9 protein-coding genes are annotated in these 11,612 nt (G+C 52.0%); 6 read left to right on the forward strand and 3 right to left on the reverse strand.

The window, feature by feature from the left end:
• Positions 1-16: 16 nt before the first annotated feature.
• From AAGJ81_13430 to atzF, 4 genes are all read left to right on the forward strand, one after another.
• Positions 17-769: an urea amidolyase associated protein UAAP1 gene (locus tag AAGJ81_13430; GenBank protein ID MEM0967140.1), complete on the forward strand. Its 753-nt coding sequence runs from the start codon at positions 17-19 to the stop codon at positions 767-769.
• Between the two features lie 18 nt (positions 770-787).
• Positions 788-1,423 (forward strand): urea amidolyase associated protein UAAP2, encoded by a 636-nt coding sequence (locus AAGJ81_13435; GenBank protein ID MEM0967141.1) that lies wholly within the window; start codon positions 788-790, stop codon positions 1,421-1,423.
• 103 nt (positions 1,424-1,526) lie between these two features.
• The gene (gene uca, locus AAGJ81_13440) at positions 1,527-5,165 is read left to right on the forward strand and encodes an urea carboxylase (protein MEM0967142.1); all 3,639 of its coding nucleotides are present in this window, start codon (positions 1,527-1,529) and stop codon (positions 5,163-5,165) included.
• A 22-nt stretch (positions 5,166-5,187) separates the two neighbouring features.
• Entirely contained in the window at positions 5,188-6,906 is a 1,719-nt protein-coding gene (gene atzF / locus AAGJ81_13445) for an allophanate hydrolase (GenBank protein ID MEM0967143.1), read from the forward strand.
• 81 nt (positions 6,907-6,987) lie between these two features.
• Here atzF and AAGJ81_13450 read toward each other — a convergent pair whose 3' ends face one another.
• The gene (locus tag AAGJ81_13450; protein MEM0967144.1) at positions 6,988-7,659 is read right to left on the reverse strand and encodes a TorF family putative porin; all 672 of its coding nucleotides are present in this window, start codon (positions 7,657-7,659) and stop codon (positions 6,988-6,990) included.
• A 722-nt stretch (positions 7,660-8,381) separates the two neighbouring features.
• Between AAGJ81_13450 and AAGJ81_13455 the strand changes: the two genes are divergently transcribed.
• Positions 8,382-8,792: an Hsp20/alpha crystallin family protein gene (locus tag AAGJ81_13455; protein ID MEM0967145.1), complete on the forward strand. Its 411-nt coding sequence runs from the start codon at positions 8,382-8,384 to the stop codon at positions 8,790-8,792.
• 50 nt (positions 8,793-8,842) lie between these two features.
• Complete coding sequence (locus tag AAGJ81_13460; protein MEM0967146.1) at positions 8,843-9,211, forward strand: Hsp20/alpha crystallin family protein; 369 nt, start codon at positions 8,843-8,845, stop codon at positions 9,209-9,211.
• A gap of 64 nt (positions 9,212-9,275) precedes the next feature.
• Here AAGJ81_13460 and surE read toward each other — a convergent pair whose 3' ends face one another.
• Both surE and meaB read right to left on the reverse strand, forming a co-directional pair.
• Positions 9,276-10,052 carry a 5'/3'-nucleotidase SurE gene (surE, locus tag AAGJ81_13465; GenBank protein MEM0967147.1) on the reverse strand — a complete coding sequence of 259 codons (777 nt, stop codon included), beginning with the start codon at positions 10,050-10,052 and terminating at the stop codon, positions 9,276-9,278.
• A 492-nt stretch (positions 10,053-10,544) separates the two neighbouring features.
• The coding region (gene meaB / locus AAGJ81_13470; protein MEM0967148.1) for a methylmalonyl Co-A mutase-associated GTPase MeaB at positions 10,545-11,612 on the reverse strand (1,068 nt) is incomplete at its 5' end.

An 11,612-nucleotide genomic window follows, 5' to 3' on the forward strand; every position in this document is an offset into this window, starting at 1 on the left:
AACTAGTATTCCGTCTATGAGTGAAAATACACCTGCTCCGCCTCTTGGCTCGAGCGAGCAAATCTACGAAACCACACTCCGTGGTGCGACCATGTGGTCAAAGGTCATCGGACGTGGCAAGACGCTTCGAATGACCGACCTGGAGGGTAAGGCGAATGTCGGAATGCTTCTCTACAACGCGTTCGAAAAGCACGAGCGCTACAACATGCCGGACACCCTGAAGGGCCAGCACATCTTCTACCTTTCAGCACCCTACTGTCTGCATTCGGACATGGGGCGGTTATTTTGCTCGATCACAGGCGATACTCGTGGATGGCATGATGCGGTCTGCGGATGCTCCGACGCCGCGTCGGTAGAAGAGAAGTATGGCACTAAGACCTTTCAGGAGGCGCGAAATAGTTTCTACCGGGATGCGCAGAACTCTTTTCTAATCGAGTTGGCGAAATGGGGCTTGGGCAAACGGGATCTGATGCCGAACATCAATTGGTTCAGCAAAGTGGTGACTGATGACAACGGGAAATTGAGTTTTGTCGAGGGAGAGTCCACTCCCGGCGATACGGTAGACCTTCGCTTCGAAATGGACACTCTCGTCGTCCTCAATACCTGCCAACACCCGTTCGATCCAAATCCAACTTACGACCCAGGCAAAGTTAAGCTTGAGGTATTCAAAAGCACTCCGGCAGCCGAGAACGATCCGTGCCTGAACTCACGACCCGAAAACCAGCGTGCGTTCAACAACACAGAGGAATACAACGCCCTTCGATTTTAACTTCCCAACCCTTTTCCCATGTTGACCGAAAGCACACTCAAACCCGAAGACGCGGTGTATCGCAAAACCGTTTTGGCAGGCGACTATTGGATCCACAAAATCAAGAAAGGTCAGACGTTCCGTATTGTTGACCTGGAAGGTAATCAAGCGGCCGACACCTTGTTCTATGATGCTGAAGATCCGGAAAATCGCTACAGTGCGTCCGATACCGTCCGCCGACAAGGTTCCCTCTACCTGACAACGGGTTCGGAGCTGATCTCGTCAGAAGGAGACCTTCTGATGAGAATCACTGCCGATACCTGCGGTCGCCATGACACCCTTGGCGGAGCGTGTTCACGTGAGAGCAATACAATGAGGTATTCTCCCAAAACGGAGTTCATGCACGCCTGCCGCGACAGCTTCATCCGGGGCTTGCAGGATTGGGGGCCGGATCTGACAACCCGTGATCTTCCTTGCAACATCAACTTCTTCATGAACGTGCCAGTCACGCCGGAAGGAAAACTCACGTTCGAAGACGGGATCTCTTCCGCTGGTCTCTATGTAGAAATGATCGCCGAGCGAAATGTGATGTGTCTCATCTCCAACTGCCCCCAATTGAATAATCCTTGCAACGCGTACAACCCTACTCCTATTGAGACGATCATCTGGGATTAGAAAGTACCTCGTGCCAAAAACGAGTCTTAAGCATCTGTGAAGATCCACGTTTTCCTCAGTTGGACAGCCCATCTCGTTCTCTGTCTCTAAATTTCTCGCAATCGTGTTTTCCAAAGTTCTCATAGCAAACCGCGGTGAGATCGCCTGCCGGATAATTCGCAGTCTGGATCAACTGGGCATTGAGTCCGTGGCCGTGTATTCCGACGCCGATCGCGATTCACCTCACGTATCGATGGCGACCGAAAGTTATCGCATCGGACCAGCTGCAGTCAGCGAGAGCTATCTCCGGGCAGAGACTATTCTTGAAGTCGCCTTAGACTCCGATTCCCAAGCCATTCATCCTGGGTATGGCTTGCTCAGCGAGAACGCCGATTTCGCAGCAGCGTGCGAAACGGCTGGTATCACTTTCATCGGGCCGACCCCTGAAAGTATGCTCGCATTCGGGCTCAAGCATCGAGCCCGGACACTAGCATCGGAAAACCGTGTGCCTTTGGTCCCAGGAACAGACCTTTTGGCAGACGTAGATGAAGCTCAGGCGGCCGCAGCCGAAATCGGTTATCCCGTCATGCTCAAAAGCACCGCTGGGGGTGGAGGCATCGGAATGCAGATTTGCCACTCCGTCTCAGAACTTTTGGACGCTTACGAGCGTGTCGAACGACTCAGTCAAAGCCATTTCGGGCAAGGTGGGATTTTCCTTGAGAAGTATGTCGAACACGCTCGGCACCTCGAGGTTCAGATCTTTGGCGACGGTGAAGGTCATGTGCTCTCCCTCGGTGTGCGGGATTGCTCAGCCCAAAGACGCAATCAGAAGGTGATTGAAGAAACGCCTCCCGCAAATGTCTCCAAAGAAGTAGTGACCGGGCTTCAAGAAGCCGCCTTGCGGCTTTGTGAATCGGTAAAATATCGATCCGCTGGCACCGTTGAGTTTATTTACGACAACGACACAGGAGAGTATTACTTCCTTGAGGTAAACACTCGCCTACAAGTGGAGCATGGCGTGACGGAGCTGGTGACCAATGTCGACCTCGTCGGTTGGATGGTCCGGCTGGCAGCAGGTAGTCTAACCCTCTCATCTTGGCCAAAGATCGTTTCCAAGCGCGGACACGCGATACAAGCGAGGCTTTATGCAGAGAATCCGCATAAGGATTTTCAACCGTCGAGCGGCCTTTTGACCCAAGTCTGTTTTCCAGAGGGTGTCCGCTGTGACCACTGGGTAAGCTCCGGGACTGAGGTGACCCCTCACTACGATCCGCTTCTGGCGAAGCTACAGGTCTATGCCGAATCACGCGATCAAGCTGCCGAAGCGATGGCAAGTGCTCTGGAAGCGACCAGGCTCGATGGCATCGAAACCAACCTTGAATACCTGAGTTCCGTCGTAGCCTCCCAACCATTTCGGTCGGGAAATATCGTGACCAAGAGCCTGTCGCTGCACGATTATCAGCCAAGCACTTTTGAAGTGCTTCGTTCCGGAACGATGACGACTGTGCAGGATTTTCCCGGTCGAACCGGTTATTGGGAGGTCGGCGTTCCGCCGTCTGGCCCGGTGGACTCTCTCGCTTTTCGACTGGGCAATCGGATTCTCGCCAATCCGGAGAATGCTGCAGGCCTCGAGATTGTCATGACCGGGCCAAAGCTGGAATTCCACACCAATGTCGTCGCAATCCTCACGGGAGCGGAGATGAGCGTCACCCTCGATGGAAAACCCGTTGAATTCTACCGCCCCTTCCCCATTAGATCAGGCTCCGCGCTCGACATCGGAAAACTGAAGGGACCAGGCGTCACAAGCTATCTCTTGATTCAAGGAGGAATAGATGTGCCACTCTATCTGGGTAGCCGCTCAACCTTTCCTCTGGGTCAGTTTGGAGGCCATGGAGGTCGAGCACTACGGGTAGGAGATGTCCTTCCAATTCAAAGAAGCACTTCTCTTTCTCACAATGATTCAAAGGCTTATCCGGCCGTTCAGGACCTGGAATACCTTCCGAAAGACCAACAGCCAAAGCTGAGTCACGCGTGGGATATAGCGGTCCTCTACGGGCCTCATGGAGCACCCGATTTCTTCAAATCCTCCGATATCGAAATGTTTTTCGAGGCGAAATGGGAAGTGCACTACAACTCGGCGCCGACCGGTGTTCGCCTCATCGGACCAAAGCCATCGTGGGCTCGCCCAGATGGCGGAGAGGCAGGGCTACACCCGTCCAATATCCACGACAACGCGTATGCGGTGGGAGCTATCGACTTCACGGGAGACATGCCTGTGATTTTAGGACCCGACGGGCCAAGCCTCGGCGGCTTTGTTTGCCCGGTCACAATCATTCAGAGCGATCTTTGGAAAATCGGTCAACTGAAGCCGGGTGACACGGTTTGCTTCCGTTGTGTCTCGCGTGACGTTGCCTCAAATCTCCTCCGAAAACACGAAGAAAGCATCGCTACGCTGCGAACTGACTTCTCAGTGCCCGCTGAACCGAGAATTCCTGCCGATGACGAGATGATTCTCGTCGATGAGGGTCAGGACGAAAATCGGCTAGTGATTCGTCAAGCTGGCGACGCTTACGTGCTTGCGGAGATCGGGCCTATGATTCTCGACTTCAAAATACGCCTTCACATCCATGCACTCTACCAGGCACTGAAGAAGCAAGCGTTTGGACCTGTTATAGACATCAATCCCGCTATTCGGTCATTACAGGTTCATTTTGATCCGAAAGAACTCCGTGCGGAAGACGTAGCAGCGTGGATTAATCAAACCAATAGTCAGCTTCCGCCACTCAAAAATATCACCGTTCCCTCCCGCATTGTTCATTTGCCACTTTCATGGGACGACCCCAGCACCCGGCTTGCTACGGAAAAATACATGCAGTCCGTTCGCCCGGATGCCCCCTGGTGTCCGGACAACATTGAGTTCATTCGTCGGATCAACGGCCTTAAGACCCGCGATGATGTTTACGATATCGTATTCAACGCCCGCTATGTCGTTTTAGGCCTTGGAGATGTCTATCTGGGTGCCCCCGTCGCCACTCCGCTTGACCCTCGCCATAGACTGGTGACCACGAAGTATAACCCAGCCCGTACATGGACTCCGGAGAACGCCGTCGGCATCGGTGGAGCCTACCTTTGTATTTATGGAATGGAAGGTCCCGGTGGATATCAATTTGTGGGCCGCACGATCCAAATGTGGAATCGCTACAACCAGACCAAATCCTTCACGGAAGGTAAGCCCTGGCTTCTTCGGTATTTCGACCAGATTCACTATTATCCAGTTGAGGCAGAAGAACTTGAAGTCCTCCGGCACGATTTCCTGCAGGGTCGTTTCAATCCAAGAATTGATGAATCCACATTCAGCCTTGGTGACTACGAGAAATTCCTCACTGAAAATTCGGAATCGATTCAAGCTTTCAAGTCAAAGCAGCAATCCTCGTTCAACGCCGAACGACAGCGATGGGAGGAAGCAGGACTGGCAACATTCGTAGAGGAAGACAGTGTAGCGGTTGATGAAGATTCAGAGGCTTTACCCGAGGGCGTTGAACCGGTTGAGAGTCCAGTCGCTGGAAGCGTTTGGAAAATACTCCAGAAGGAGGAAGGCAGTGCCATTGGAGCGGGCGATTCACTGGTGATCCTCGAATCAATGAAGATGGAGATCAAGGTCACTGCGCCCGTTTCCGGCACGTTGTTTCGCTGTCTGATCAAGGAAGGCCAGGGAATTTCGCCTGGGCAGGCACTATTTGGAATCAAGGAACACTCATTTTGACTGTAAGACCCTGATGATGGAAATGGATCTATCGATCAAGAGCCTAAAGACTCAGTATGCGGAGGGCTCAATAACCCCTCGGAGTTTAGTTGAGAAGCTACGCAGGAGAATCGTTGAAGTAGAGAATCCCAATGTGTGGATCCATCTCCTCGATGGCGAAGAATTGGAGCCCTATCTCGCTCAGTTGGACGGAAAGGATCCTGCAAGTTTGTCCCTGTTTGGGATCCCATTTGCGATCAAGGATAACATCGACCTTGCAGGCGTTCCGACTACCGCCGGCTGCCCAGCCTACAGCTACACGCCAACAGTCTCCGGCACAGTAGTGGAAAATCTCATCAAAGCGGGTGCGATTCCTATGGGGAAAACGAATCTCGATCAATTTGCGACTGGTCTTGTCGGAGTGCGTTCACCCTATGGTACACCGCGCAATCCCTACGCTCCAAAACGGGTGCCCGGTGGCTCCAGCTGTGGTTCGGCGGTCGCCCTGTCCGAAGGTCTGGTTTCGTTCTCGCTCGGAACGGATACGGCGGGCTCTGGCCGCGTGCCAGCGGCTTTCAACAAGCTTTGGGGAATCAAACCGAGTCGAGGTCGGCTCAGTAACAGAGGTCTTGTTCCGGCATGCCGCACTCTTGATTGCATTTCAATCTTTGCGCTTAGCGGAGAGGACGGGCGTGTCGTTCTAGACACTGCCGAAAGTTACGACCCTGCTGATTCCTATTCACAGCCAATCTCGGACCTCTCTTTGCCAGCATCGAAGACAATCGGTATCCCAAAGCAGGATCAGCTCATGTTTTTTGGTGATGCGGACTATAATCGGGCCTGGGAGACCAGTGTCGAACAGCTGAAAGAGAAGGGCTGGCAAATCGTTGAGGTGAACTTTCAACCATTTCTTGACGCAGCCCGACTTCTTTACGAGGGACCCTGGGTTTCCGAACGCACTGCGGCGCTAAAGAAATTCCTCGAGAGCAATCCAGACGACTTTTTCCCCGCTACGAAAAGCATTATCAGTGGAGGAATGGAGAATACGGCGGTTGAAGCCTTTGATTCGATCTACAAACTGGCTGATCTCAGGCGCCAGACGGAAGCAGTATGGGAAGGCCTTACTGCGATTGTCACTCCAACTGCAGGAGGTTTTCCCTCTCTCGAAGACCTGAAGATCGAGCCGATAGGACCAAATTCCAAGCTTGGATACTATACTAACTTTATGAATCTTCTCGATCTCTGCGCGGTCGCCGTGCCCAGCTCCGACAGTCCAGTCGGATTGCCTTTCGGCGTTACCTGGATGGCTCCGCGGGATACCGACAAGGTCCTTATTGATCTCGCAACAAACGGACCACAAGAAAGTGAAGCAAGAGAACGGATTTCCATTCTTCTATTTGGAGCCCATATGAGCGGACTGCCGTTCAACACACACGTTCAACAACTCGGTGCGGCATATGTCGGAAAAATTCATACCGCGGAGAAATATAGAATGAGTTATCTGCCTAAACCCGAACCCCATCGTCCGGGAATTTTCCGCGTCGACGACGGTGGCGTATCAATAACCGGCGAGGAATGGTCGTTCCCTTTCGAGTCCCTCGGTAAATTTCTCGCAACGATTCACCAACCTCTCGGACTTGGGGAGATCGAGCTCAAAGACGGCCGCAAGGTGCACGGCTTTCTTTGCGAAGCCTCGATCGCATCTAGCGAGCGAGACATTTCGGAATTCGGTGGATGGCGAGAATTTATTAGAGCACTCTGATCGAAGTCTTACTTTGGAATCAAAAAAAAGCACCGCCCTTCCGGACGGTGCTTCAAATTTGGAAACTTTCTGATTTTCAGATCAGAATCCGATACCCCAAGAGACGAAGAAGAGAGGATCGTCGGCGGCAACGTCTGATTCATCAGCGAGAGTGACCGAGAAAGTGAAATCCCCAAAGTCTGTGCTCTTGCCAAGGTCCAGCTGGCCCCAAACGTAGTCGCCGTCACTGGAGAAATCAAAGATGTAGTATCCCACAGTAAGGCCTACCGAAAAGTTCTCGGCGAGATCAAAGCCACCCGATACGAAGAATGCGACATCTCCGTCGGAAAAGTAGCCATCATCAATTTCGCTCACGAACGTGTAAGCGACCCCAGCACCAAAGGCGTCGTAAGCGAGATTCAAATACACTTCTGCGAAGTTTGCATCCTCATCTGCTGCCGGGTAGAGATACCCGATGACGCCAACGTCATACCCAAGGTCTCCAGCTTCACCTGCGAAGCCACCGTAAACGTCGAGTTCGGTCCCTCCAGCAAAGTTAACGTTGGACACCCAAGTTCCGACGTAGATGCCGCTCTCGTCAGCAAAGTCGAGACCTCCTTGAACGGCCGCGTCGTTTCCAGTTTGGGAAACACCCCGGAAAACGTAGTTGCTGGTTACGCCGATGTTGCCGTCGATCGGTAATGAATCCTGAGCAAAGGCGGAACCGGTCGCAAGTATTGCAGACGCGGACAGGATTGTAGTCAGTTTTTTCATATCAGTTGGTTTGTTTTAGATTTGTGTTTGAGTCCGGGAATGAACACCAGAACCGCGGCCAAAATGCAGCTTTGATGCCAATCTCCCAAAGCAATCGGAAGATTCTTAAATTGGTCGGAGTGGTCTAAACGACTGAACCAATGTCAGCCCAATCAACAAGACTGGTATCGAGGCCGCCCAGCCAACAATTGCGACTCTCCCGGCACAGATAACTCCTCTCCTGCACCTATCAGTGGATTCTCAAAGGAACAGACGAATTCCGTCAGTTTTCTGCAGGCGCCACTCTTGTAGAGGCTGGTAAAAAAAGTCCTCCACCAAGAATCGGAAAATGCATTCGTCGCTTAGTGAAGATCCTTGGCGAACAGCGATTCTTCCCCATAAGAGTCTCCCTCAAACCTGGACGGACTGTTCCCTTCGATTCCGCTGTCTCAGTGGAGGAAACAAAACACCCGCCTCCTGCGCAGAAATCTTGATCTCGAAGCGTAGATATTCGTCCTGTAAAGGGCAGATCCAGAAGCATTGCCCAACCACTTTAGAGTAGTTGAGCCTAAATGACTCAATACGATTTTCCTAGTCTCTTGGATCGGGCCATAATGACTCTTTCTAAATTTTAACTGTTTTCTTATCTTGTTGTTATTCAATATTTTGTAAAATCCAAAACCTTGGTATCCGTCCTGCAGAACGATGACTGTATTCTATTAACCACTAACCAAGGAAACCAAATGACATTATTCAAAACTGATCTCTACTCGAATGACCCATTCGCGGGAATGAACTCTCTATTCGAGCACTTTAACCGTAGCTTCGGAGGGAGCTTTGGGGTTTCGTCCAGAGACCGGCAGATCCCTGTAAACCTATACTCCGCCGATGACGCTTATAACGTCCGGGCCGAGGTGCCGGGGTTCTCCAAGGAAGAGGTAACTGTCGAGCTGGAAAACGCGGTCCTCGAAATCCGAGCACAAAAGAAGAGTTCGGAAGACGGATCGACCAATAGTGTTCAACTCGTTCGAAAGATCACCATCGGAGACGATGTGGATCCGCAAAAGGTAACCGCTAAGCTGGAAAACGGAGTTCTCTCGGTTCATCTGCCGAAGAACGAAGCGACGAAACCGAAGTCGATCGAGGTGAGCTAAGACAACATTTAAAAACAAAACGAAAGGAAACCATTCAAATGAGTAACTGCATGACTAAAACTGATAGCGAAGTCACCCAAGCCGCACGGCGAGAATCTTTCCGCCGACCCCACTACGAGGTCGTTCCTGGAAAAGAGAAGTATCTTCTAAAGGTTCACTTGCCGGGCGTCGCGAAAGACCGAGCAGAAATCACGATTGAGAAGGACCAACTTCTAGTTGTTGGGCGGAGAAAAACACAGGCTCCAGAAGGCTTTAAGCCTGTTTATGAGGAGTTGGCGCGAGACGACTATCGTTTACAGCTTCAGCTAAACGTGCAGGTGGATCAGGACCGGGTGGAAGCTCAGACAGAGAATGGAGTTCTGACGGTCACTCTACCGCTCGCTGCGGCCAGCAAGGCCAAAACAATCTCGGTCGAATAGACCGACCATAAAAACATAGTAGGTCATCAATACAGCTCGGCGCCCAAGTGGCGCCGGGCTTTATTTATTCCGGGATTCCAAGAAGCGTAAAGTCGATGAGAGAATGGCTGATGTCCCCTTCCTCAAGGGCAAGGACATCGGTTCCGGGGCGATCCTCCGGGACGTGGCCAGACTTAAAGCGAAAGGCAAACCCGCCGTCCGACGGTTCAAAAAGACCGGCCATCCTCATGTTGACAGGCACCGTTCTTTTAATGGGAGTCTCCGGCGTTACGCCGACCGGAAAGTTCACGTTGTGCACGATTCCCTGTTTGGAAGCCCATTCACCACGGACTACTTTCCCGACCATCTTGGTCGCATGTGCAGCAGCGTTCTCAAGGCTCTCGAAGTAGGCACCTTCAACGAAGCCGTTCGCCTTACGGACTTGTTCGAAAAGCTCATTGGGGATCATTTTACTGAATGCGATCGCCGGAATCCCGGTAAACGATCCCTCGAGGGCGCCCGCTACTGTTCCCGAACTAAGGACAAGAGGCACCGTCGTGTTGAATCCAAGATTGATCCCAGAGACAACGGCCGCCGGAGTTTTTTGAACCAAATGTTCCAAGGCAATATTCACACAATCGGTTGGCGTGCCTCCAATCCTCCACCCGTCGCATCCAAGCGAGTCATCAAAGGTTGCTGACACTTCCCCGTGACGGGATATTCCGCGGCCAATCCAGCTCTGCTCATTCTCCGGCGCTGCAACGATGACTTCAAAATCTTCTAAAAGACGGTCGACTAAAATCCGCAAGAAGAAGGACTCGAATCCATCGTCATTGGTGACCAGTATTTGCAGTCTTTCCATTTTCGATGGTTAACCGATCAAAGATTTGCTGGCAAGGAAGAGAGTTGAATCGCTCTTCTTAATCGCTTTCGAGAATTATCCCAATACGGATCACTTCGAGCGAGGCTTCACTAGTGACTAAGGCTGAAAAGGCCTATTCTGAGTCACTTTGGTCTACACCCTTCTCTCGAGATTTTCCTGATTCCTTGAGGGTGCCCAGGGACAATCCAGTGGCTACGAGTGCCACTCCGACCCCGAGATTAGCAATTCCCATTGTTGTGTTACTACCCAGAATCCAAACGAACCCACCCAGCAAGAACACACATCCTGCAATCAACCAGATCTTACGCCTCATCATACCTAACTCCAGTTGCCCCGGTTCGAGCTCAAATCCGAACAACCTCCTCAAAGGTTTGGAAGCATTTCCCGTTCCTCGACTGAACAACTCCACCAACAAACCACTTCAATGATGTGGGCAACCCGTCATAAAGACTCCCTGGTTGTCCTTTGCTATCACGAACAGTCTTTCCCTCCCAAAGCCAAATCGACGGCATTGCCAACGGGGAGAATACCTTCTGCCACTTTCCCTTCCAGCTCGGCTACCGTCGTGGCTATTGAGTCCTCCGAGAAGAAGCGGGAGAGAATGGCCTCTTTCAAGAGAGTTCGAAACCACTCCACATTTTGCCGCTTCCTCTCCCGCTCAAGAACACCGTTTTCCTTAGTCAATCTGAGAAACTCTTCGATCAGATTCTCCAATCGGCCTAGCCCTTTCCCGGTAAGCGCTGAGCACGTGATTGCCTTCGGCTTCCACCCTTCGCTGTAGGGTTCAAGGAAACCAAGAATCCTACCGTATTCTCCGCGGGCCGCCCTAGCTTTTATTAGGTTGTCTCCGTCAGCCTTGTTGACAGCGATTGCGTCTGCGATTTCGACCACCCCTTTCTTGATTCCCTGAAGCTCATCCCCTGCTCCGGAAATCTGGAGTAACAGGAAAAAATCCACTAGCGAGCGAACAGCGATCTCACTCTGCCCTACCCCAACCGTTTCCACCAAAACAGTTTCATACCCTGCAGCCTCAACGAGAATGATGGCTTCCTTGGTTCGCGCAGCCACACCTCCCAAGGTGCCTGCAGAAGGGGATGGCCGGATAAAAGAATTCTCATGGCGACTAAGTAGCTCCATCCGGGTTTTGTCTCCCAAAACACTGCCACCGCTTCGGGAACTCGATGGATCCACAGCGAGGACCGCAATTTTCTCTCCACGATTGCAGACTCGGAGACCGAAAGCCTCGATAAAAGTGCTCTTACCCGCGCCAGGTACACCGGAAATCCCAATCCTCCTCGATTTACCAGAGTGCGGAAGGCATGCCTCGATTACCGCTTTGGCTATTTCCTGATGAGCAGGAGCTTTGCTTTCTACGAGAGTAATCGCCCGGGCCAGTCGCATTCTTTCACCCTCCAGAACACCCTCAACCAACCATTCAGGATCGGGCGGAGGAGTTCTAGGTCGGACCGACTTCCTCGCACCATCCGCTCCTTCTTCTCCCGCACGCACGAAAGAGGCAAAGTAATTGGGGTCAGCGTC

The sequence above is a fragment of the Verrucomicrobiota bacterium genome (assembly GCA_038744685.1).
GTDB lineage: Bacteria > Verrucomicrobiota > Verrucomicrobiia > Opitutales > Puniceicoccaceae > Puniceicoccus.

Excerpts from the sequence above, each read along its gene's own strand:
- AAGJ81_13430 (MEM0967140.1), top strand. The coding sequence starts at position 17 with ATGAGTGAAAATACACCTGCTCCGCCTCTTGGCTCGAGCGAGCAAATC.
- AAGJ81_13460 (MEM0967146.1), top strand. The coding sequence starts at position 8,843 with ATGACTAAAACTGATAGCGAAGTCACCCAAGCCGCACGGCGAGAATCT.
- surE (MEM0967147.1), bottom strand. The coding sequence starts at position 10,052 with ATGGAAAGACTGCAAATACTGGTCACCAATGACGATGGATTCGAGTCC.
- AAGJ81_13450 (MEM0967144.1), bottom strand. The coding sequence starts at position 7,659 with ATGAAAAAACTGACTACAATCCTGTCCGCGTCTGCAATACTTGCGACC.
- AAGJ81_13435 (MEM0967141.1), top strand. The coding sequence starts at position 788 with ATGTTGACCGAAAGCACACTCAAACCCGAAGACGCGGTGTATCGCAAA.
- AAGJ81_13455 (MEM0967145.1), top strand. The coding sequence starts at position 8,382 with ATGACATTATTCAAAACTGATCTCTACTCGAATGACCCATTCGCGGGA.
- atzF (MEM0967143.1), top strand. The coding sequence starts at position 5,188 with ATGGATCTATCGATCAAGAGCCTAAAGACTCAGTATGCGGAGGGCTCA.